The organism is Halorubrum sp. Ea1 (assembly GCF_002252965.1).
Taxonomy (GTDB): Archaea; Halobacteriota; Halobacteria; order Halobacteriales; family Haloferacaceae; genus Halorubrum.
In genome coordinates, this window is the sequence record NZ_NHPG01000006.1 from 1 (window position 1) to 21834 (window position 21834).

General features: G+C 69.7%; 23 protein-coding genes. 10 read left to right on the forward strand and 13 right to left on the reverse strand.

Translation table 11 applies throughout. The annotated features are described in order from the left end of the window. Positions 1-176: 176 nt before the first annotated feature. Positions 177-2120: an ABC transporter ATP-binding protein gene (locus tag DJ73_RS00280; RefSeq protein WP_094522306.1), complete on the forward strand. Its 1944-nt coding sequence runs from the start codon at positions 177-179 to the stop codon at positions 2118-2120. Positions 2121-2168: 48 nt separating this feature from the next. On the opposite strand, the gene DJ73_RS00285 is transcribed toward DJ73_RS00280, so the two are convergent. Next, positions 2169-2501: a hypothetical protein gene (locus tag DJ73_RS00285; protein WP_094522305.1), complete on the reverse strand. Its 333-nt coding sequence runs from the start codon at positions 2499-2501 to the stop codon at positions 2169-2171. 113 nt (positions 2502-2614) lie between these two features. Between DJ73_RS00285 and DJ73_RS00290 the strand changes: the two genes are divergently transcribed. Continuing rightward, positions 2615-3400: a creatininase family protein gene (locus tag DJ73_RS00290; protein WP_094557032.1), complete on the forward strand. Its 786-nt coding sequence runs from the start codon at positions 2615-2617 to the stop codon at positions 3398-3400. A gap of 12 nt (positions 3401-3412) precedes the next feature. Here DJ73_RS00290 and DJ73_RS00295 read toward each other — a convergent pair whose 3' ends face one another. The 3 genes from DJ73_RS00295 to DJ73_RS00300 all read right to left on the reverse strand — a co-directional run bounded on the left by DJ73_RS00295 (position 3413) and on the right by DJ73_RS00300 (position 5078). Further along, positions 3413-3826, reverse strand: a complete 414-nt coding sequence (locus tag DJ73_RS00295) for a DUF5790 family protein (RefSeq protein WP_094522303.1) — start codon at positions 3824-3826, stop codon at positions 3413-3415. Between the two features lie 177 nt (positions 3827-4003). After that, the gene (locus DJ73_RS20010; protein ID WP_170938268.1) at positions 4004-4165 is read right to left on the reverse strand and encodes a hypothetical protein; all 162 of its coding nucleotides are present in this window, start codon (positions 4163-4165) and stop codon (positions 4004-4006) included. 106 nt (positions 4166-4271) lie between these two features. Continuing rightward, on the reverse strand, positions 4272-5078 hold the full coding sequence (locus DJ73_RS00300) for an aldo/keto reductase (protein ID WP_094522302.1): 807 nt from the start codon (positions 5076-5078) through the stop codon (positions 4272-4274). Positions 5079-5262: 184 nt separating this feature from the next. On the opposite strand from DJ73_RS00300, the gene DJ73_RS00305 reads away from it, so the two are divergent. Next, positions 5263-6954 carry a methyl-accepting chemotaxis protein gene (locus DJ73_RS00305; RefSeq protein ID WP_094557038.1) on the forward strand — a complete coding sequence of 564 codons (1692 nt, stop codon included), beginning with the start codon at positions 5263-5265 and terminating at the stop codon, positions 6952-6954. Next, positions 6951-7730 carry a bacteriorhodopsin gene (locus tag DJ73_RS00310; protein WP_094522301.1) on the forward strand — a complete coding sequence of 260 codons (780 nt, stop codon included), beginning with the start codon at positions 6951-6953 and terminating at the stop codon, positions 7728-7730. The genes DJ73_RS00305 and DJ73_RS00310 overlap by 4 nt, the downstream gene beginning before the upstream one ends. 28 nt (positions 7731-7758) lie before the next feature. Here the strand turns inward: DJ73_RS00310 and DJ73_RS00315 are convergent, their stop codons facing one another. Together DJ73_RS00315 and DJ73_RS20015 are read right to left on the reverse strand one after the other, a co-directional pair. Then, on the reverse strand, positions 7759-8820 hold the full coding sequence (locus tag DJ73_RS00315) for an Lrp/AsnC family transcriptional regulator (protein WP_094557033.1): 1062 nt from the start codon (positions 8818-8820) through the stop codon (positions 7759-7761). Between the two features lie 81 nt (positions 8821-8901). Further along, positions 8902-9060 (reverse strand): hypothetical protein, encoded by a 159-nt coding sequence (locus tag DJ73_RS20015; protein WP_170938267.1) that lies wholly within the window; start codon positions 9058-9060, stop codon positions 8902-8904. A 347-nt stretch (positions 9061-9407) separates the two neighbouring features. Between DJ73_RS20015 and DJ73_RS00320 the strand changes: the two genes are divergently transcribed. Together DJ73_RS00320 and DJ73_RS20020 are read left to right on the forward strand one after the other, a co-directional pair. Continuing rightward, complete coding sequence (locus tag DJ73_RS00320; protein WP_094527628.1) at positions 9408-10532, forward strand: anthranilate phosphoribosyltransferase; 1125 nt, start codon at positions 9408-9410, stop codon at positions 10530-10532. A 144-nt stretch (positions 10533-10676) separates the two neighbouring features. Continuing rightward, positions 10677-10826 carry a hypothetical protein gene (locus DJ73_RS20020; protein ID WP_170938266.1) on the forward strand — a complete coding sequence of 50 codons (150 nt, stop codon included), beginning with the start codon at positions 10677-10679 and terminating at the stop codon, positions 10824-10826. 129 nt (positions 10827-10955) lie between these two features. Here the strand turns inward: DJ73_RS20020 and DJ73_RS00325 are convergent, their stop codons facing one another. The 3 genes from DJ73_RS00325 to DJ73_RS00335 all read right to left on the reverse strand — a co-directional run bounded on the left by DJ73_RS00325 (position 10956) and on the right by DJ73_RS00335 (position 12963). Then, a complete protein-coding gene (locus tag DJ73_RS00325) occupies positions 10956-11789 on the reverse strand; it encodes an NAD+ synthase (RefSeq protein WP_094522298.1) in 834 nt (277 codons plus the stop codon). A 128-nt stretch (positions 11790-11917) separates the two neighbouring features. Then, positions 11918-12583: an NUDIX hydrolase gene (locus DJ73_RS00330; RefSeq protein WP_394338268.1), complete on the reverse strand. Its 666-nt coding sequence runs from the start codon at positions 12581-12583 to the stop codon at positions 11918-11920. Beyond that, entirely contained in the window at positions 12580-12963 is a 384-nt protein-coding gene (locus DJ73_RS00335) for a hypothetical protein (protein WP_094522297.1), read from the reverse strand. The genes DJ73_RS00330 and DJ73_RS00335 overlap by 4 nt, the downstream gene beginning before the upstream one ends. Before the next feature lie 179 nt (positions 12964-13142). Between DJ73_RS00335 and DJ73_RS00340 the strand changes: the two genes are divergently transcribed. The 3 genes from DJ73_RS00340 (at position 13143) to DJ73_RS00350 (ending at position 16066) form a co-directional block, all read left to right on the forward strand. Then, positions 13143-14099, forward strand: coding sequence for a DUF5787 family protein (locus DJ73_RS00340; protein ID WP_094557034.1), 957 nt, complete (start codon positions 13143-13145; stop codon positions 14097-14099). A gap of 56 nt (positions 14100-14155) precedes the next feature. After that, positions 14156-14563 (forward strand): cyclic nucleotide-binding/CBS domain-containing protein, encoded by a 408-nt coding sequence (locus DJ73_RS00345; RefSeq protein WP_094522295.1) that lies wholly within the window; start codon positions 14156-14158, stop codon positions 14561-14563. Between the two features lie 126 nt (positions 14564-14689). After that, positions 14690-16066, forward strand: a complete 1377-nt coding sequence (locus DJ73_RS00350; protein ID WP_094522294.1) for an LLM class flavin-dependent oxidoreductase — start codon at positions 14690-14692, stop codon at positions 16064-16066. 342 nt (positions 16067-16408) lie between these two features. On the opposite strand, the gene DJ73_RS00355 is transcribed toward DJ73_RS00350, so the two are convergent. Further along, entirely contained in the window at positions 16409-16882 is a 474-nt protein-coding gene (locus tag DJ73_RS00355; protein WP_094522293.1) for a deoxyuridine 5'-triphosphate nucleotidohydrolase, read from the reverse strand. Positions 16883-17148: 266 nt separating this feature from the next. On the opposite strand from DJ73_RS00355, the gene DJ73_RS00360 reads away from it, so the two are divergent. Then, positions 17149-19134 (forward strand): aconitate hydratase, encoded by a 1986-nt coding sequence (locus DJ73_RS00360; protein ID WP_094527135.1) that lies wholly within the window; start codon positions 17149-17151, stop codon positions 19132-19134. A gap of 39 nt (positions 19135-19173) precedes the next feature. Here the strand turns inward: DJ73_RS00360 and DJ73_RS00365 are convergent, their stop codons facing one another. The 3 genes from DJ73_RS00365 to DJ73_RS00375 all read right to left on the reverse strand — a co-directional run bounded on the left by DJ73_RS00365 (position 19174) and on the right by DJ73_RS00375 (position 21744). Next, a complete protein-coding gene (locus DJ73_RS00365; RefSeq protein ID WP_176451044.1) occupies positions 19174-20481 on the reverse strand; it encodes a dicarboxylate/amino acid:cation symporter in 1308 nt (435 codons plus the stop codon). Positions 20482-20665: 184 nt separating this feature from the next. After that, entirely contained in the window at positions 20666-21319 is a 654-nt protein-coding gene (locus DJ73_RS00370) for a 30S ribosomal protein S7 (protein ID WP_094522290.1), read from the reverse strand. Further along, a complete protein-coding gene (locus tag DJ73_RS00375; protein ID WP_004048726.1) occupies positions 21316-21744 on the reverse strand; it encodes a 30S ribosomal protein S12 in 429 nt (142 codons plus the stop codon). The genes DJ73_RS00370 and DJ73_RS00375 overlap by 4 nt, the downstream gene beginning before the upstream one ends. Positions 21745-21834: the final 90 nt, after the last annotated feature.

The following is a 21834-nucleotide window of genomic DNA, read 5'->3' on the forward strand; positions in this document are numbered from 1 at the left end:
GCCGCCGCCGACGTCGACCCGTCCGTCGAACGCCGGCAGGTGTGAGGGGCCGCTCGTGCTCGCAGGGGTAGCCGACGACAGAAACGCGGTCGTTGGCCTTCGAAACCGGAGATTTCCGCCGATGTATTTCGGTTCGAAGGAAACCTATTTGCGGCGCGATACGATATGAAACGGTAATGAGTAGCGTCGAATGGGAAGAAGACGACCCCTTCGAGGAACAACGGGACAAGATCGATAACCCGATGAAACGCCTGTTCCTCGAGTACGGTCGCGACTACCTCCCGCAGGTCTCCGTCGGTGTCCTCGCCAGCGTCTTCGCGCGGCTCCTCGACCTCCTCCCGCCGCTTATGCTCGGTATCGCCCTCGACGCGATCTTCCGCGGCGAGGCCCCGTTCAACGAGCAGATCCCGCTCGTGTTGCTACCGGACGCGTGGCTCCCGACCGCGCAGACCGAGCAGTTCTGGTTCACGATCGCGGTGCTGGCCGGGGCGTTCCTCTTCGGCGCGGGGTTCCACTGGATCCGGAACTGGGGGTTCAACGCGTTCGCGCAGAACATCCAACACGACGTCCGGACGGACACCTACGACAAGATGCAGCGGCTCAACATGGAGTTCTTCTCTGACAAGCAGACCGGGGAGATGATGTCCATCCTCTCGAACGACGTGAACCGGCTGGAGCGGTTCCTCAACGACGGGATGAACTCCGTGTTCCGCCTGTCCGTGATGGTGGTCGGGATCGGTGTCCTGCTGTTCTGGATCAACTGGCAGCTCGCCTTGGTCGCGCTGCTTCCGGTCCCGATCATCGCCGGGTTCACCTACCTGTTCATCAAGACCATCCAGCCGAAGTACGCCGAGGTGCGGTCGACGGTCGGTAAGATGAACTCCCGGCTGGAGAACAACCTCGGCGGTATTCAGGTGATCAAGTCGTCGAACACCGAGCCGTACGAGTCCGACCGCGTCGACGATGTCTCGATGGACTACTTCGGCGCCAACTGGGACGCGATCACGACCCGGATCAAGTTCTTCCCGGCGCTCCGCGTGCTCGCCGGGATCGGCTTCGTGATCACGTTCATCATCGGCGGACTGTGGGTGTTCCAGGGTCCGCCCGGCCCGTTCTCCGGCGAGCTCTCCGAGGGGATGTTCGTCGTCTTCATCCTCTACACCCAGCGGTTCATCTGGCCGATGGCGCAGTTCGGGCAGATCATCAACATGTACCAGCGCGCCCGCGCCTCCTCCGCGCGGATCTTCGGTCTGATGGACGAGCCCTCGCGGCTCGCCGAGGACCCGGACGCCGAGGAGCTGGTCGTCGACGACGGCGACGTGGTCTACGACGACGTGAGCTTCGGCTACGACGAGGAGACCATCGTCTCCGACGTCGACTTCGAAGTCGAGGGCGGCGAGACGCTCGCCTTGGTGGGCCCGACCGGCGCCGGCAAGTCCACGGTGCTCAAGCTCCTGCTCCGGATGTACGACGTCGACGACGGCGCCATCCGGATCGACGGGCAGAACGTCCGCGACGTGACGCTCAAGTCGCTCCGCCGGTCGATCGGCTACGTCGGCCAGTCGTCGTACCTGTTCTACGGGACCGTCCGCGAGAACATCACGTACGGCACGTTCGAGGCGACCGACGAGGAGGTCCGCGAGGCCGCGAAGGCCGCGGAGGCCCACGAGTTCATCGAGAACCTCCCGGACGGCTACGACACGATGGTCGGCGAGCGCGGCGTGAAGCTCTCCGGCGGGCAGCGCCAGCGCGTCACCATCGCGCGGGCGGTCCTCAAGGACCCCGACATCCTCGTCCTCGACGAGGCGACCTCGGACGTCGACACCGAGACGGAGATGCTGATCCAGCGCTCGCTCGACCGGCTTACGGCCGATCGGACGACGTTCGCCATCGCGCACCGGCTCTCCACGATCAAGGACGCCGACACCATCCTCGTGTTGGAGGGCGGCGAGGTCGTCGAGCGCGGGACCCACGGGGAGCTGCTCGACAACGGGGGGCTGTACGCCCACCTCTGGGGCGTGCAGGCCGGCGAGATCGACGAGCTCCCGCAGGAGTTCATCGACCGCGCGCAGAAGCGCACCGCGCGCCTGATCGAGGACGCGGAGACCGACGACGACTGAGGCGGGACGGGACGGGCCGAAGCGCCCCGACGCCTCCCCTCGGGCCGCTCACGTCGACAGCTGACTCCAGTCGTCGGCGCCGTCGGCCTCGCTCTCCTCCCCGCGCTCTCCCGCGGTCGGTGCCTCCCCTCTCGGCTCCTCGCCCAGCGCGTCGAGGATCGCGTCGCGCACCTCGCGCGGCTCGTGGAACCGCGTCCGCTCGCACCGCTCCAGCGTGGTTTCGAGCCGCTCGCCCCCGCTCCCGGTCTCCAGCTCGAAGCCGCCGTACTGCTCGATCAACTCCGCGACCGACACCGGATAGGCGTGCTCGCGAAGCGCCCGCTTCAGCGGTCCGAACGTCACCCCCGCCGTTCGACCGCGGTCTTCGTTCTCATTACTCATGAGGTGACTGTCATCGCGGATCGGAATAACTCCCGGGGCGACTCGCGGTCCGTTCGCGGTCGATCCCCTCGTCCGACCGTCGGCTATACGGCGCGTCCCGTCGAAGGGACCGCATGCGACTCACGGACGCCACCTGGACCGACGTGCGCGACGCCGACGTCGACGTCGCGTTCGTCCCCGTCGGCAGCACCGAACAGCACGGCCCCCACGCGCCCCTCGGGACCGACACGCTCGACGCCGTCGCGGTCGCGGAGGCCGGGGCGGCGGCGTACGAGGAGACGGAAGGCGAATCGGCGGACGGAGACGCGACGGAGGGGCCCGGCGATACCGCCGGCGAGGTCGCGGTCGCCCCGCCGATCCCCGTCGGCGTCGCCGAGGAGCACCGCGCCTTCGACGGGACGATGTGGGTCTCGCCGGACGCCTTCCGCGCGTACGTCCGCGAGGCGGCCGAATCGCTGCCGCACCACGGGATCGACCGGATCGTGTTCGTCAACGGCCACGGCGGCAACGTGGCGGCGCTCGCGGAGGTCGCCCGGCGATTCTCCCGGGACGACGCCCACGACGGCTACGCCGTCGCGTTCACGTGGTTCGAGGCGGTCGACGAGCACGGGGCCGACATGGGCCACGCCGGCCCGCTGGAGACGGCGCTGCTGCGCGCGACGAACCCCGACCTCGTCCGCGAGGACCGCGTCGCGGCCGCGGGCGAGGGCGCCGCCGACCGCTGGGGCGAGTGGGTCTCGGGCGTGAACCTCGCGCACGACTCCGACGAATTCACCGAGAACGGCATCGTCGGCGACCCGACCGCCGGCGACGCCGAGCGCGGCGAGGAGCTCCTGAGCCTCGCGAGCGACGCGCTCGCGTCGCTCGCGGCGGCGGTCGTCGAGCGGGAGTCCGAGTGAAAACGGGGGACCCTACTCGTCGCCTTCCTCGGCGGCCTCCGCCGCGTCCTGCAGGGCCCCGCGGATCGCGGGGACGGTGCCGGTGAGCGAGGCGACCTCCTCGGCGGCGCTCTCGATGTCGCCGACGAGCGACTCCAGCTCCTCGATCTCGGCTTTCAGATCGTCGGCGTCCTCGAAGGCGTCGGCGCGCTCCCCGAGCACGTACGCCTTCTTCGCCGACCGGACGGAGCCGATCGCGTCGCCGACGTCTAGGGCGGATTTGAGCCCGTTGAGGGTGCCGAGCACGTTGTCCGCGTCCGTCTCCCACACGTCGTCCGCGTCGGGGAGCTCCGCCCGAGCGGCCGCGAGGTGTTCTTCGACCTCCGCGCGCGTCTCCGCGGCCGCCTCCCCGAACAGGTCGTCGTCGTCGAACGTGGACTGGGCCATATCCGTCACGTCGTCCCGACGCCTTTTAAAAACGCGCCCGAAAGCGGAAGTGAAATCGCGACGGACGGGACGTCAGGGTCGCGGTTCGGTGCGACGCGGCGTTCAGTTCCGCCTCGGGCGACGGCGGGGGCTCGGCGACGTCGCTGCGGCGATTCCGCCGCGACCGCCGCGCCCCGCTCAGAGCCGAACGAGGAGCTCGAACGCGATCAGCGCGAGCAACAGCGCCGTCGCGCCGGCGAGCAGGGCGAGCGCGCGGAGCCATCCGGCGACCCACTCCGCGCTCGGCGTCGCGGCGAGCAGCGCCGGCCGACCGGCGGGATCGGTCTCGGGGTCGGTCACGGTGTTGGCGTCGGCCGGAACCGACGTAAAACCGACTATGAGAGGGTCGTAGCGGTGGGATCGGCTCCGGACGGCTATATACCGAACCGGCCGGGAGGTCCTCCCGTCACCCGTGATTCCACGGCGCCTCGTCGAAGTCGACGACTCGATCCTCGCGGTCGAGAGCGTCGATCCGCTCGACGTCCACGGGATCGAGGTCGAGGTCGCGCGCCGCCCAGTTCGCCTCGACGTGATCGGCGCTCGCGGCCTTCGGGATCGGCGCGACCCGCTCTTTCGAGAGCAGCCAGGCGAGGCTCACCTGCGCCGGGCTCGCGTCGTGCTTCGCGGCGATATCTCGCAGGACGTCCACGTCGGCGACTCGGTTGCGCGCGATCGGCGAGTACGCGACGAGCCAGTGGCCGTGCTCGACCGCGAGCTCGCGAAGCTCCGGCTGGCGGAGCAGGGGGTGGCACTCGACCTGATGGGCGAACACGTCGTGGTCGAGCCGGTCGATAGCCGCCTCGAGCTGGTCGGGACGGAAGTTCGAGAGCCCGATCCGGTCGGCGACGCCCTCGTCGACGAGGTCGTCGAGGGCGGGCAGCGTCTCGTCGGGGTCGTATGTGTTGATCGGCCAGTGGACGTACAGGAGGTCGATCGAGTCGACGCCGAGCCGGTCCCGGCTCACCCGCGCGGTCGCGGTGGCGTCGTCGTACGAGAGGTTGTCCGTCGAGAGCTTCGTCGCGACGAACAGGTCGTCGCGATCGACGTCGGTGCGGTCGATCCCCGCCGACACCGACGCCTCGTTGTCGTACCCCTGCGCGGTGTCGACGTGGCGGTACCCCGTCTCGACCGCGTGGGCGACCCCGGCGACGCACTCCTCGCCGTCCGCCAGCTTGTACGTCCCGTACCCGAGCCGATCGAACGCGTCGGACATACCTGCCCGGGGGGCGCAATCCCTGTGAACGTACCGGTCCACCTCGTTCCCCTCGATCTCGGGTCGGCGTCGGGCCGCCCGTCGGTCGACGGGGTCTCCGACCGACTTCGCGCCGCAGGGTTCTCATGATTGATATTTTTGCCCAAGTTATTATCCTGATGCTTTCCCTGTGGATCGATACATCATGCAAGAGGGACCGTTCTCCGGCGTCCGGTCGAGCTACGGCGCGAAGCTCGCGCTGTCGCTGATCGGCGTCACGGGGATCTCAGTCACGTACGGGGCCGTCGTCTACCTCCGGACGGAGGGAATCGGCGCGGTCGGCGCGGAGATCCGCTCCGGCCTCATCGGGATGACGCTGCTGACGGTGATCGGGCTCGCGCTCATCGGCGTCACGGTCGGGTCGAACACGGTCATCTCGCTGCGCCAGCTCACGACGAAGGCGGAGCGGATGGCCGAGGGCGACCTCGACGTGACGCTCGAGACCGGCCGGACCGACGAGATCGGTCGGCTGTTCGAGGCGTTCGACGCCATGCGCGGCTCGCTCCGCGCCGAGATCGACGACGCGGAGACCGCCCGCCGGGAGGCCGAGGAGGCCCGCCGGGAGGCGACGCAGCGAGCCGAGACGGTCGAGCGCAAGGCGACCGAGTACGAGTCGGCCATGCGGGCGCTCGCCGACGGCGACCTGACCCAGCGCGTCGACACCGAGAGCGACAACGAGGCGATGGCTCGGGTCGGCGCCGCCTTCAACGAGATGGCCGACGAGCTGGAGGGGACGGTGGCGTCGGTCGCGACGGTCGCCGAGGACACCGCCGACGTCGCCGGCACCGTCGACGACCGCACGGAGAGCCTGCGGGCGACGACCGGGACCGTGAGCGAGGCGGTCGGGGAGATCGCCGAGGGGGCGCGCACCCAGCGCGACGACCTCCAGGCGGCGACCGACGAGGCGGAGAACCTCGCGTCGTCGGCCGAGGAGGTCGCCTCCACCGTCACCGACGTGGCCGAGACCGCGGAGCACGCCGCGGCGGTCGGCGAGGAGGGACGGGAGGCCGCGGAGGAGGCGCTCGCGGAGATGGACGCGGTCGAGGAGACGACCGCGGAGACGACCGCCGAGGTCGAGGCGCTCGCCGCGGAGGTCGAGGAGATCGGCGAGGTCGTCGACACCATCTCGGAGATCGCCGAGCAGACGAACCTGCTCGCGCTCAACGCGTCGATCGAGGCGGCCCGGTCCGGCGCGGAGGGCGCCGGCTTCGCGGTCGTCGCCGAGGAGGTGAAGGCGCTCGCCGAGGAGACGCAGGAGTCCGCGAGCGAGATCGAAGCGCGGATCCACTCCGTACAGGAGCGCGCGGAGACGGGCGCGAACGCGATGGAGCGCACCGAAGAGCGGATCTCCGCCGGCGTCGAGACCGTCGAGACGTCGATCGACGCGCTCGAACGGCTCGCGGAGGCCTCCGAGCGCACCGACACCAGCATGACCGAGATCACCCGCGCCACGGAGACGCAGGCCGACTCCGTGGACGCGGTCGTCGGCCACGTCGAGGACGTCTCCGCGATCAGCGCGCAGACCGCCGGCGCGGCCGGCGACGTCACCGGCGCGGTCGACGAGCAGGAGCGGACCCTCGGGGCGGTCGAGACCGCCGCCGAGTCGCTCTCCGACCGGGCCCGCAGCCTGCGCGACGCCGTCGGCGGCTTCGAGTTCGCGGCCGACGACGCGCTCGGAGGGGGCCCGGAGCCCGCGACGGCGACGGCGGTCTCCGACGGCGGGACGGCGGGCGGCGGCGACCCCGGAACCGACGGCGGGGGAGACGACTCCGCCTTCGACTTCTCGTCCGGCGCGCCCGACGACGGCGCCGCCGGGGAGGGAGGTGACCCGAGATGATCGCCGACACGACGATATGGGCGTGGCTCGGCGTCCTCGCGATGGGCGCGGGCACGGTCCCGCCGCTGTGGGCGTGGCTCACGGGGTCGTCCGAGACCGGCGAGTCGCACGCGCGGTACTACGCCACTCTCACCGGCGTCACCGGGGTCGCGGCGCTCGCGTACCTCGCGATGGCGCTCGGCTTCGGCGTGCTGTCGACGCCCGGCGGCGACCTCGAGGTCGCCCGCTACGTCGACTGGCTGATAACGACGCCGCTGCTGATCCTGTACCTCGGGCTGCTCGCGCGGCCGTCGCGCCGGCTGCTCGCCGGGCTGATCGCGGTCGACGTGGTGATCATCGCCGGCGGGACCGCCGCGGTCGTCACCGCCGGCACGCTCTCGTGGGCCCTGTTCGGCGTCGCCGCGGCGGCGTACGCCGCGCTCGTTTACGGCCTGCTCGCCGCGCTCCCGCGCTCGGCGTCGGCCGAGGGGGACCGCGTCCGCGCCGTCTTCGGGACGCTCCGGAACATCACGGTCGTCCTCTGGACGCTGTACCCCGTCGTGTGGGTGCTCGCGCCCACCGGGCTCGGGCTCCTGACGGGCTCCACGGAGATGCTCGTGTTCGTCTACCTCGACGTCGTCTCGAAGGTCGGCTTCGTCGTCGTCGCGGTCGCCGGCGCGGACGCGCTCGATCGGCTCGGTGCGGGGAGCGGGCTCGACGCCGGCGTCCGCGGCCGCGGCCGCGACGCGCCCGGCACCGACGCGGACGGCTCGTCGCCGTCGCTCGGCGACGACTGAACCGACTGAACCCCGATAGACCCCTTCCTCACTCCTCTTCGTCGGCGACGAGGTCCTCGTACTGCGCGCCGGTCTGTTTCAGCGTCTCCGTGGAGTAGAGCCGCTCGTGGTCGAACGGGAGGTGCTCGGCCGCCAGCTCGTCGATCTTCGCGTCGACCGCCTCGGCCTCGCGCCCGTGGATCATCGTGAACAGGTTGTACTCCCACTCCTGTTCGGGCCGGCGCGGGCGGTGGTAACAGAGCGTGACGTACGGGAGGCTCCCGACCGCCTCGCCGCGCTCGTCGAGCTCGTCGTCGGGCACGTCCCAGACGACCATGCAGTTGTTCGTGAACCCGGTGACGACGTGGTTGACGACGCAGCCGATCCGCTTGATACAGCCGTCCGCGAGGAGGCGATCGACCGCCGCGAGGACGTCGTCGAGGGGGGCGTCGATCTCGGCCGCCACGTCGGCGTAGGGGGTCGCCGACAGCGGGAAGCCGTCTTGGATCGCCAGGAGGAGATCGGCCTCCAACGCGGTCAGGTCGCCCCGGGCGTCCTCCGAGATGCGGGTGGCGGAGACCGCCGTGTGGTCGAGCGACTCGCGCGCGAACCGGTCCCCGTTCACCACGGGGAACTCCAGGTCGATGTAGTAGTCTGTCAGCATCGGGAGGGCCAGCACCTCGCAGCCGGTCCGATCCTCGATCTCCGCGAGGATCGCGTCGCGCGTCTCGCGGGAGCCCGCGGTGACGACGAACCACTGGTTCCACTCGTGGTCGCGACGATAGTTGTGGTTCACCTGCCGGTAGCCGTTGATCACGTCGGCGATCTCGTCGAACCGCTCGTCGGGCGCCCGCACCGCCGCCAGCGTCGACGAGCCGATGACGGGCGGATTGAGCACCGCGCCGAACCGCCGGAACACCCCCCGCTCGCGGAGGTCGCGGACGCGGTCGAGCACCGCCGCGGCGTCGACGTCGACGCCCGTCTCGGCCGCGATCTCGCCGGCGACCCGCTCGAACGGGCGCGACTCGACGGGGAAGTCGCTCTGGAACTCGTCGATGAGCACGGCGTCGACCGAGTCGATGTCGGCCCGCCAATCGGCGTCCAAACTCATTGCGTTCCGTTGGGACCGCGCGTACCTACCGGTTTCGGAGGTGGTCAGCGGTTCCGGGAACCGTCGGTCGTCGCGGAGGAGTCAGTCGTCAGCGGGGGCCGCCCCGGGCGCCGGCGCGAACGCCCGGGCGCTCTCCTCCAACTCCGCCGCCGAGCAGCCGCCGACGGTGGCGGCCTGTTCGAGCGTCAGAGTGCGGGCGCGATACAGCGTGAGTGCGGTGGCCACGGATTTGGACGTCATCGGGAACAATTCTTTACTGGATGGACATACATATAACTCTAACGCTTATCTTGGTGTGTTACAAACTCTAGTGACGATAGAGTACTTAGAATGTACAGTGTAAGAAGATAAAACACAACGATTGGTGGTTTAGTGTGTGTGATTCAGTACCACGGAACCGGAGAGAGACGGTCGCGTCGGTGGGCTCGTCGCTCGCGCGCACTCGCCGGGCCTGCACCCGCCGGGTCCGCTCTCGCCGGGCCTGCACTTGACGGGGCCGCTCTCGCCGGGTTCGATCTCGGCCGGTCGGTTCCCACCGCACGGGAGCCGAGCGAGGGACTTTTCGTCCGAGGACCCGAACGACGCGTATGGCTCAGGCGACTCAGGAGTTCGGCGACTGGCCCCTCAAGCGGCTGATGACCGAGGTCTGCGGCTCCGGCCACAAGTCGGCCGACGACCTGACGCGCGCACAGGCGACCGAGGCGTTCGAACGCATCCTCGCGGACGAGCCCGACCCGACGACGCTCGGGGCGTTCTGGCTCGCGAACCGCTGGAAGCGGAACACGCCCGAGGAACTTGGCGCGTACGTCGACGTGATGTGCGAGCGCGTCGAGTACGCCGAACCCGACGCCGACCCCGTCGACTGCGGCGCCAACTACGACGGCAAGGGGCGCTCCGCGATCCTCGGCGTCGCGGCCGGGGCGGTCGCGGCCGCCGCGGGCACCCCCGTCGTCGTCCACTCGGGCGACCGCGTCCCCACGCAGAAGCAGGACGCCTACAAGCACGTCTTGGAAGAGCTCGGCGTCCACACCGAGTTGACCCCCGCGGACTCGGCCGACATGGTCGACGAGACCGGCTTCGGCTTCTACTACCAGCCCGCGTTCAACCCCGCGATCGACGACCTGTTCGACCGCCGGGACATGATGGGGGTCCGCACGTTCGTCAACACGATCGAGACGCTGGCGAACCCCGCCGGCGCGTCCGTCCACCTCGGCTCCTTCTACCACCTCGCGTTCGCGAAGAAGGTGGTCGACACGTTCGTCGAGAGCGAGTTCCACGACCTCGACCGCGTCCTGATGTTCCAGGGCATGGAGGGGTACGACGACGTGCGGCCCGGCTACACCAAGGTCGCCGAGTGGGACGCGGCCCCCGCGAGCGACGGCGAGGGAGCGAGCGCGGACGACGGCGACGCGGCCGGCAGCGAGGGCGCGTCGTTCGACGACTTCGAGATCGAGACCGCCGAGTACGGGATGGACCTCGAAGAGGCGGACCTCGCGGTCGACGACGTCGCCGTCGACTCCGCGCGGATCACGGAGGAGGTGCTGTCCGGCGAGCGCGACGACGCCTTCGCCGACGCGGTCGCGGTCAACGCCGCGCTCCGGATCTACGCCCGCGAGGACGCCGACTCGATCGAGGAGGGACTCGACGCCGCCCGCGGGGCCGTTGACGACGGCTCCGCGCTAGCCGTGCTCGAAGACCTGCGAGCGTTCTGACCGCCCCCCGTCCCCCGGCGGCCGGCGTTTTGGGCGTAATTTGGGCCGGAGTTCGGAAAGCCCACTTAGGTGTTCGTGACCAACTCTCACACGCACAGAACACCATGATACACGACGCCACCTCGCACGAGGGGAGCCCCTGCCATGCCCACGTGTGAACACTGCGACGCGCACGTCTCCGACCGGTTCGCCCGCGTGTTTTCGGACGCGCGCGGCCGGATCCACGCGTGCCCGAACTGCTCGGCCAACGCCGGTATCGCGGAGGTCACGAAACAACGGGCGCACGACGCCTGAACGGCCCGCTCTCCGCTTCGGCCCGCTCTCCGCTTCGGCCCGCTCTCCGTTCCGACTCCCTCCGCTTCGGCCCGCTCTCCGCTTCGGCCCGCTCTCCGCTCCGGCCCTCGCCGTCCCCGCTGACGCCGCTTACCGCTCCGGAGCCGGCGGCATCGACCGCTTGTGAGCGCTGCGATCGTGGAGCTCGACGACGCGGTCGACGGCCTCGGCGGGCACGTCGAGCTCGCGGACCGTCGCCGCCCGGGAGAGCCCGCCGTCGACGTGGACGGCGAGGATCGCGTCGACGGTGTCGTAGTCGAGGCCAATCTCCTCCGCGTCGGTCTGGCCCTCCCACATCCCCGCGGTCGGCTCCTGCATCACGAGCTCGCGCGGGACGCCGACGTGCGCGGCCAGCTGCCGGACCTGCTGTTTGTAGAGGTTCCCGATCGGGTTGCAGTCGACCGCCTGGTCGCCGTACTTCGTGTAGTAGCCGGTCATCGCCTCCGCGCGGTTCCCCGTCCCGAGCACGACCCGGTTCTCCGCGTTGGCGACGAGGTAATTGAGGACCGCGCGGGTCCGGACGTACACGTTCCCGGCCGCCGTCTGATCGGCCGCGGCCTCCGGGAATGCGTCGAAGAAAGACTCCGCGATCGGCTGGATCTCGACCACGTCGTACTCGATCCCGAGCTCGTGGGCGACGCGCTCGGCGTCGGTCATCACGTCCGGGTCGTTCACCGCCGAGGGCATCGTGATCCCGTGGAGCCCGTCCTCGCCGAGGGCCTCGACGGCGAGGTAGGCGGTCAGCGTCGAATCGACTCCGCCCGAGAGGCCGAGGACGGCGCCCTCCGCGCCCGCGTCGTCGACGACGTCCCCGATGAACGCGACGACGCGCTCGCGGGTCGCCTCCAGCTCCGACTCCGAGAGACGGAGGTCGAGCGGCGGGTCGTCCGACAGCAACACCGACTGCTTCGAGGTCTGACTCATGGTAATAGACAGGGGCCGAGACGACTAATATCCCCGCTTCTCGCCCGTGAACTGGACGTTCGTCGGGTTTCGTCGCCTTCGCTCCGGGGCCGCACGCTCCCTCGTCGTCGTCGAAATTCGGTCTCCCCCTACAGCAGTCCCTCCCGCTCGGCGAGCAGCAGCCCCTCCAGCGTCGCGTCGTTCGTCGGCGGGTCGCGTGCGACCTCCAGCGCCTCCTCGATCGGGACCGCGCGCGGCGAGAGGAACTCGTTGCTGTCGTGGTCGACGTCGACCGGCTCCAGCCCCTCGGCGAACACGTACCCGCGCGTGTGCCGGAGCACGCCCGTCGAGCACCACACCTCCTGTAACAGCGACGTCGACGAGGGCGCGAAGCCGGTCTCCTCGGCGAGCTCGCGCGCCCCGGCCGCGGTGTACGACTCGCCGCGCTCGACGATCCCGGCGGGCAGCTCCAGCTGGGTGTTCCGCACGGTCGGGCGGTACTGCTCGACGAACAGCACGTCGCCGTCGGCGACCGCGATCACGACCGTCGCCGGCGACAGCTCCGCCCAGTAGTACTTCTTCTCCGAGCCGTCCGGCTGCTCGACGCGGTCGTACCCCCCGACGAACCAGCCGGGGTCGTACTCGACGGCGACCTCCCGTACCGGCCACTCCGGCTCGCCCGGCAGCGAGTGGTTGCGACCGTCGGAAAAGGCCGGGAGGTCGCGGAGGTCGGCGGCGGGCGCGTCGTCGCGGCCCGAGTCGTTGCGGCGGGGCGCGTCGCCCTCGTCGCTCGCGCGCTCACCGTCGTCGCTCACGGGCGAACCACCTCCACGCGATAAACCGTCCCCTCGTACCGCACGCGGACCGCGTCGCCGGTCGCGGCCTCTGGGGTCTGTCGCGCGAGCGCGTCCACCTCGTCGAACGGCGTGTGGGTGAACCACTTCTTGATCCCGTACGCGTCGGCCCGGTACGGGTCGGAGCGACCGTCGTCGCTCGCGAGCGCGCTCGTCAGGAACGGCCACCGGCGCTCCGAGACGTTGTTCGCGTCCACGGCCGGCCCGTCGGTCTCGATCGGCTCGGCGGTCAGGTAGTAGGGATCGCCGCTGCCGAGGTAGCTCGGCAGGGCCCCCAACGCGAGCAGGGCGACGATGACCAGCGCAATGGCGACGAGGAGGTTCCGGGTGACCCGGCGCATGGTCGACGTTGGCGCCGGCCGGGAATACCGGTTTCGACCGCGGCGGCGCGGTCCCGTTTCCCCGCCGCTCCCGTCGCGGTCCCGCCTTCCCGTTGCGGTCCCGTCTCCCCTGCCGCTCGCCGTGGTCGAACCCTGCCCGCGCCGACGCGCTTTACTCGCCGGCGCCCCTCACCTCTTTCATGGAGTTCCGGTTCGAGCTGGCCCTGTGCGCCGCGCTCGAATCGACAGACCGGGTCGTCGCCCGCCAGCTCGGCGCGGGGGTCACGAACCCCGGCGGCCGGATCGTCGACGTCTGCGTGCTGGAACCCGGACCGGAGTTCGATCGGCGGGCGGCGATCGCGCCCGAGCGGATCCCGGACCCCGCGATCGAGGCGGCGGTCGGGCCCGGGGAGGCGGTCCCCGTGACCGAGGCGTTCGACCTCCCGCCGGACCGGGCGGCGGCGGTCGTCGAACGCGCGGCCGAGGTCGGCTACCTCGAACGCGAGCGCCGCGACGGGCGCCCGGTCGTGCGCGCGACCGCCAGATACCCCGACAACTGGATCGGCTCCCTGACCGCGATCGAGAACAAGCCCGACCTCGGGACGCCGGGTGATCTGGCGGCCCAACTGCGGTACGACGTCGCGCTCGGCCTGTTCGACGAGGCGATTCTCGCCACCGCCTCGTACGTCACCCGCGCGCACTTGAACCGGATCCCCGACCCGGTCGGCGTCTGGCGGTTCGACCCGGAGACGGGCGAGCGCGAGGTGGTCCGCGAGCCGTCCCCCCTCGACCCCGATGCGCCCGGCGTCGAGATCCGCGACGAGCGGTCGCTCCGGACCGACGTGGCGCTCGCCGGCCCGGACGCGTTGGCCCGCAAGCGGCGCCGGATCGCGGAGCGCGCGTACGGAAAGGGGTGGCGTCCGGCGCCCCCGGGATGCGCGCACGCGACGGGGACCGCCGACGGCCGCCCGTACTGCGAGCGGTTCGACCGAGTGGTGGACCCGGGTCGCGACTGCGGCGCGGGCTGTGACGCGTACGACCCCGCCGACCCGCCGGCGGTCGACCGCGACGGGCTCCGCGACGAACGGACCGCGTGGGCGGCCGACCCCGGGGGCGACGGGCCGCGCAGACAGTCGGGGCTCTCGCGGTTCCTGTAGCCGTCGCGGACGATCGTTGTGGGAATCCTTATACCCCGAGCGACGGACTCACACGTATGGACGACATCGAAGACGTGTTCGTCGCGCGGTTGATGACGAGCGAGCTCCACACGGTAACGCCGGACACGCTGGTCGAGGACGCGGCCGCCGTGCTGCTCGACAACGACATCAGCTCGGCGCTGGTCGTCGACGACGACGGCGCCCTAGTCGGCATCCTCACCACGACCGACTTCGTCGACATCGTCGCGAAGAGCCAGCCGAAGGCGGAGACGACCGTCGAGCGGTACATGACGCGCGATCCCATCACGGCGAGCGCGCAGGACTCCGTCTCCGCGATCGCCGCGGTCATGGTCGAGCACGGGTTCCACCACGTGCCCGTCGTCGACGGCGACACGCCCATCGGGATCATCACGACCTCCGACTTCGCCGCGTACGTCTCCTCGCCGGAGACGGCGTCTCCGTAGGCCGCTTCCCCTCCGCACGGTCGTCCCGCCCCGTCGGGCTCACCGCCGCCGCTCCCCGCGTCCGCGACGCCGACAAGTGACGCCCCTTTCTGTGGGGTATTACCGGGGCCTCCCGTATCCGCGTCCATGCCCGACCACCTGCATCTCAACCTCTTTACCATGGCCTCCGTCGAGCACGTCTCGCCGGGGTCGTGGACCTTCCCCGGCGACCGGTCGCCGGAGTACGCGGACCGGGAGTACTGGACCGAGGTCGCCCGGACCGCCGAGCGCGGCGGGTTCGACGCGGTGTTCTTCGCGGACGTGCGCGGGATCTACGACGTGTACGGCGACGACCGGCACACGGCCGTCGAGAAGGGGGTCCAGACGCCCGCGAGCGACCCGCAGCTCGTCGTCCCCGCGATGGCGGAGGTCACCGACGACCTCGGGTTCGCCGTGACGCGGTCGACGACGTACACCCATCCCTACCAGCTCGCGCGGGAGTTCTCCACGCTCGATCACCTCACCGACGGGCGGATCGCGATCAACGTCGTCACCTCCTACCTCCAGTCGGCCGCCGAAAACCTCGGGCTCTCGGAGCGGATGGACAAGCAGACGCGTTACGACCGCGCCGACGAGTTCCTCGACGTCTGCTACAAGCTGTGGGAGGAGTCGTGGGACGACGACGCGGTCGAGGTCGACCGCGAGGCCGGGCGCTACACCGACCCCGAGAAGGTGTCTGCGATCGCCCACGAGGGGGAGCACTTCTCCGTGCCCGGCCCCCACGGCTGCGAGCCCTCGCCGCAGCGGACCCCGGTCGTGTATCAGGCCGGCTCCTCCGACCGTGGCCGGGAGTTCGCGGCCGCGAACGCCGAGGCCGTCTTCGCCAGCCAGCCGACCGAGGAGGGCGTTCGCGAGTACATGGCCGACGTGAAATCGCGCGCGGCCGACCACGGCCGCGACCCCGAGAGCCTGAAGTTCTTCATCGGCGTCGTCCCCGTCGTCGGCGAGACGCAGGCGATAGCGGAGGCGAAGCACGAGGAGTACACGCGCCACGTCGACGTCGAGGCGACGCTCGCGCTCCTCTCCGGCTTCCTCGACATGGACCTTTCGGAGCTCGACCCCGACCAGAAGGTCGAGCACATCGAGACGGACGCGATACAGGGGACGATGAACGCGTTCACGAAGGCGCAGCCGGACCGCGAGTGGACGGTCCGCGAGGTCGCGGAGTTCTGCGGGCTCGGCACCACTTCACCGAAGATCGTCGGTACCCCCGAGGTGGTCGCCGACGAGTTGGCGTACTGGCACGAGGAGGTCGGCGTCCACGGATTCAACGTGAAGGAGGTCGTCCGCCCCGACTCGCTGACGGACTTCGTTGACCTCGTCGTCCCGGAGCTCCGCGAGCGCGGACTCGTTCCGGACCCGGACGACGCCGGCGACGCTCCCCGCGGCGACGGCACCCTCCGCGAGCGGCTGCTCGGCGAGGGGCAGTCCCGGCTCCGCGACGACCATCCGGCGAGGCGGTAGGTCGCTCGCGTCGGCCGATTCTCCTGTCGACTTCACTGGATCCGAATCCGATAGCCCTGCCGCCCCCGCTACCCTTAAGTGCGTTCCACTGCTTATCTCGATTGACGCTTCGCTTGGAGGGCCGAAGCGTCAGCGGGGACCTACTGAACGGCACGCCTGTGCCACCTTTTCCCGGCACGGGCGTGCCGTTCGTCCTTTCGTATCGATGAGCGACGGCCTCATGTCGGCGAGCGAAGACCGTCTTCCGCGGCCGCGCCCCCGGCGCGTGCGAGCGTCGCCGACTCCGCGCCCGTTTTTCAGCGGTCCTCCCCTGATATTCTCAGCGGTCCTCCCCCGACGCTCTCAGAGATTTTCCCCCTGATACGACCCCTCGTACGCTCCGTCGTGATCGGCGGCGGCGAGAACCAACTGGGCGATCCGCGCGCCGGGCTCGATCTCAAGAGCGTGGCCCACGTCGAGGCGGCCCTCGCCGACGCCTTCGTAGCCGGCGTCCCAGACGGCGGTGTCGAGGGTACAGGAGTTCCGCAGCAGCGTCGACCGCGGGAGCACGAACCCGACCCGCTCGCTCGGTATCCGCACCGGCTCCCCGTACCGGACCACGTACGTTCCCGGCTCCAGCCGGTAGACGCCGTCTTCGAGCGGTACCGGCTCACGCTCGCCGACGCGCTTCCCGTCGCGGCCGATCCGTCCGGGCGCCGTCTGCTCGAAGACCTCTCCGACCGTGAGGTCGACGCCGTTCGGCTGTCGCTGCGCGTCGTCGAGGTCGGCGTCGCCGGCTTCCAGCGCCGCCGCGACCGTTGCTCCCGAGTCGAACATGCCCGACCGAATCCGCGGGCGAGACTAAACGGTGTCGCACCCGGTCGCGACGCGCACCGGCCCGGCCGACGCCGCCGTGAGATCCGGATAATCCGGCCGCCAACGGCCTTTATGAGCCTTATACACTCGTTACGGATACCGCTCTCACGGGGAACGATATCCCGCCGATCTCCCGCCAAGAATTGCCGGTCAGACGGATCCTACACGGTCGATCTTTCGGGAAACTCGCGGGTTTTATATCCACGGGAGAGCGACGTGCGGATGATATGGGACAAACGATTACGGAGAAGATCCTCGGTGACCACCTCGTCGAGGGCGAGCTGACGCCCGGCGAGGAGATCGGCATCGAGATCGACCAAGTGCTGACGCAGGACACGACGGGGACGATGGTGTGGCTCCAGTTCGAGGCGCTGGAGATGAACGAGATCCAGACGGAGCTCGCCGCGCAGTACTGCGACCACCAGACGTACCAGTTCGACTTCAAGAACACCGACGACCACCGGTTCCTCCGCTCCGCGGCCGGCACGTACGGGGCCTACTTCTCGCGGCCCGGCAACGGCATCTGCCACCAGGTCCACAAGGAGAACTTCGCGGCGCCCGGCAAGACGCTGCTCGGCTCCGACTCGCACACGCCGACCCCCGGCGGGCTCGGCCAGCTCGCGATCGGCGCCGGCGGGCTCGACATCGCCGTCGCGATGGGCGGCGGCCCCTACTACGTCGAGATGCCCGAGGTCGTCAACGTCCACCTCGAGGGCGAGCTCCCCGAGTGGGCGACCGCGAAGGACATCGCGCTCCACCTCCTCGGCGATCTGACGGTCAAGGGCGGCGTCGGCAAGATCTTCGAGTACACCGGCCCTGGCGCCGAGAACCTCTCGATCCCCGAGCGGACCACGATCACCAACCTCGGCACCGAGCTCGGCGCCACCTCCTCCATTTTCGCGACCGACGAGAAGACGAAAGACTGGCTCTCCCGTCAGGACCGCGAAGAGGAGTACGTCGACCTCCAGCCCGACGACGACGCGGAGTACGCGGAGACGATCGAGGTCGACCTCTCCGACCTCGAACCGCTCGTCGCCGCCCCGTCGATGCCCGACAACGTCGCCCCCGTCAGCGAGTACGAGGGCACCGACGTCGAGCAGGTCATCATCGGCTCCTGTACCAACGGCGCCTACGAGGACATCCTCCCCAGCGCGAAGATGCTGGAGGGACGCGAGGTGTCCAAGAGCACCGAGATGATCGTCGCGCCCGGCTCCAAGCAGGCGTCCGAGATGCTGGCCCGCGAGGGCTGGACCGCGGAGATGATGGCGGCCGGCGTCAACTTCTCCGAGGCGACCTGCGGCGCGTGTATCGGCATCGGTCACGTGCCCGCCTCCGACTCCGTCTCGCTGCGCACCTTCAACCGCAACTTCGAGGGCCGCTCGGGCATCGAGGACGACTCCGTCTTCCTCTGCTCGCCCGAGGTCGCCACCGCGGCGGCCATCACCGGCGAGATCGTCGACCCGCGCGACCTCGCGGACGACCTCGGCGACCTCGAGGAGCCCGGCCTGGAAATGGGGACGAAGTACGGCCCCGGCATGGGTGAGTCCGACTCCGACATCATCTCGCCCGACGAGGCGATCGACGACGGTCTCGTCAAGGGCCCGAACATCGGCGACGTGCCGCTCAAGGACGGGATCGACGTGGACGGCGGTGAGGCGCTCCTCAAGATGGAGGACAACATCACCACCGACCACATCATCCCGGCGACGGCGGACATCCTGAAGTTCCGCTCGAACATCGAGAAGCTCTCCGAGTTCACGCTCTCGCGCGTCGACGACACGTTCGCGCAGCGCGCGCTCGACGCCGACGGCGGCGTCCTCGTCGCCGGCGAGAACTACGGGCAGGGCTCTTCCCGCGAGCACGCCGCCCTCTGTCCGATGTACCTCGGCATCGAGGCGGTCTTCGCGCAGAGCTTCGCCCGTATCCACAAGGCGAACCTGTTCAACTTCGGCATCGTCCCGCTGGCGATCGACGCGGAGACGTACGAGGAGATCGAGCAGGGCGACGACCTCGAGATCGTCGACGACGTGCCCGCGGGCGTCTCCTCCGGGCAGGAGGAGTTCACCGTGAGCGTCAACGGCGAGTGGGAGTTCACCGCCGACCTCGACGCCTCCGAGCGCGAGCGCGACATCCTCGCCGCCGGCGGCAAGCTCTCGTGGGTCAAACAGCAGCACGTCGACGACGGCTCCGGCGCGGCGCCGGCCGACGACTGAGGCGACCGCCGACGCCGATCGTCCCAGCTTACTCCGTTTTTAATCGTCGCCGGCGGCGACGCCGAGGTCATCGCTCTTCCCGACCCACGCGCCCCGCGTGAAGTCGACCGCGTCGTTCCACTTCGCGACGATCGTGGCGACCGCCAGATCGCCGCTGATGTTGGTCATCGTCCGCAGCCGATCCAGGATCGGGTCGACGCCGGCGACGAACCCGACGACTTCGAGCGGCAGTCCGAGCTGCGTCAACACGAGCGTCAACATGATGAGCCCGGTCCCCGGCACGCCCGCCGCCCCGACGCTCGCCAGCACCGCCACGAGGACGACGGTCACCTGTTCGGCGATGGACAGTTGTACGCCGACGAGATTCGCGGCGAAGACCGCGGCCACGCCTTGGTAGAGGGCGGTGCCGTCCATGTTGATCGTCGCGCCAAGCGGCAACGAGAAGCTGTAGACCCCTTCGTCGATGTGGAAGTTGTCGTCGGCGTTCGCCATCGTCACCGGAAGCGTCCCGCTCGACGAGCGGATCGACAGCGCGGTGATCAGCGCGTCGCGTCCCCCGGCGAGAAAGGCTGTTGGCGACTGTCCGGCGAGCAGCCGCACGATGACCCCGAGGTGGACGACCGCGATGTGCGCGGCGACGGCGATCGCTAGTGTGGCGATAAGCAGGGCGAACGGGACGATCGCGTCGACGCCGGCTTCGCCGAACACCGCCGCCATCAACGCGAACACGCCGATCACGCCGTACTCCATCACGCCCCAGACGACCTTGAACATCGCCTCTGCGCCCGCCTCAGCCAAGTTGTAGAACGATTCGACGCCCTCGCGGATGTCGGCCGAGTCGGTGGACTGCTCGACGAGCGCCAGCGCGAGTCCGAACACGATGACGAAGAAGATCGTCGGGAGAATGTCCCCGGCCGCCATCGCGCCGATCGGGTTCTCGGGAACGATCCCGAGGAGCACCTCGACGATGTCGGGCGCCTCTGCGGTCTGTGCTTCCGCGTCGCCCAGTTCGAGGTTGGCTCCCGGATCGATGAGGTTCGCGACTAGCAGTCCGAACCCGACCGCCGCGGCCGAGGTGAGCGCGTACAACCCGACCACCTGCCCGCCGATCTTCCCGAGGTTGCTCGGCGAGAGCCGCCGCGCCCCCATCAGCAGCGTGAACACGACGATCGGGACGATCAGCATGCTCAGCAGGTTCACGAACAGGTCGCCGAGCGGCTGGAGCACCGTCGCCGGCTGCCCCACGACGAGCCCGAACACCGAACCGAGCACGAACGCCAGTCCGATGCGATACACGATCGGTACCTCGCGGTACCGCCGCCAGGACTGCATCAGCGCGTTTGCCATACGGCGAGCGTGTTTCCGGAGGACCCACAAGTAAATATTGCCAGACCCGCAGGCTCGCCGGGACCTGTGACACGAGGCGGCGGGAGTCAGGAGTCAGAGCCTTCGCGGTCCGGACGAGGCTGTCGCTCGGGGGGCACGGAGAGAGAATCGCTCGGCGCCGGTCGGCTCGCCGAGGTCCGCCTCGTTAGCGGGCCGCGGCGGCGACGCGCTCGCGCTCCTCCTTCTGCGAGATGGAGTAGGAGCGGTCGGCGTCGTAGTCGGCAGCGGTCGTAAGCTCGTTGGCGAGCGCCTCGGCGGCGGCGGTGCTCGACTTGTACGTCGCGCTGGCGACGCCGTCAGAGATGAACAGCAGCGCTTGGTCGACGCGGCGCTGGGGCGCGACGTCGACCGCCTTGGGGACGGAGATGCCGCCGTACTTCAGGCGGACGGTCTCCTCCCGCGGCGCGGCGTTCTCGACCGCGCGAACGAGGACCTGCACCGGGTTCTCCTCGGTCCGTTCGTGGACGATGTCGAAGGCGTCGCGGACGATCCGCGTCGCCTGCTGCTTCTTGCCCGTGTTCTCGTCGGTCTGCATCAGGCGGTTGATCAGCCGCTCGACCAGGGAGATCTCGGACTTCTTGAACTGCTTCGACGCGTGGCGCCCCATCGTGTGGGCGATGGGCGTCACGGTCATGTAGCGTTTCGTCGAGGGGTCCTCGTAGGCGATCTCGGTGACGTCCCAGACGCCGAACAGCTTGGCGTTCTCGTTGGCGGCCTCGCTGGACGCGGGCGCGTCCGGATCCGGTTCGTCGGCGGCGACGTCCTCGTCGGACGGCGCCTCGGTCTCCTCGCCGCTCATCTGACGGGCTTCTCCGCGTTTCCGCGAACCAGTTCGATCATGGAGACGCCGTTGACCTTCTCGACTTTGTAGTTGACACCGGAGAGGTCGCCCATCGCGCGACCCTTAGCCCCGCCGATCCCGGCGATCGTGACCTCGTCGTGCTCGTCGATGAACGAGATGGCGCCGTCACCGGGACAGAACGCGGTGACCTGCTTCCCGTTCTTGATGAGCTGGACGCGGACGCACTTTCGGATCGCCGAGTTCGGCTGCTTTGCTTCGATTCCGACCTTCTCCAGGACGATCCCGCGAGCCTGCGGGGCGCCCTCGAGGGGGTCGGACTTCTTCTTGAGCCCGCGCTCTCGCCGAGCGTACTCGGAGTCGGACCAGCGGCGCTTCTGCCGGTCCTGTTTGAGCTTACGGGCCGCGTATTTGCCGTTCGCCATCGTACGTCTACTTCCGAACGGAGCTACTTAAGCGTCGTCTTTCGACGCGGCGAAACGCCCTCAGATCGCCCGAGCGGTACCTCTCGTCCG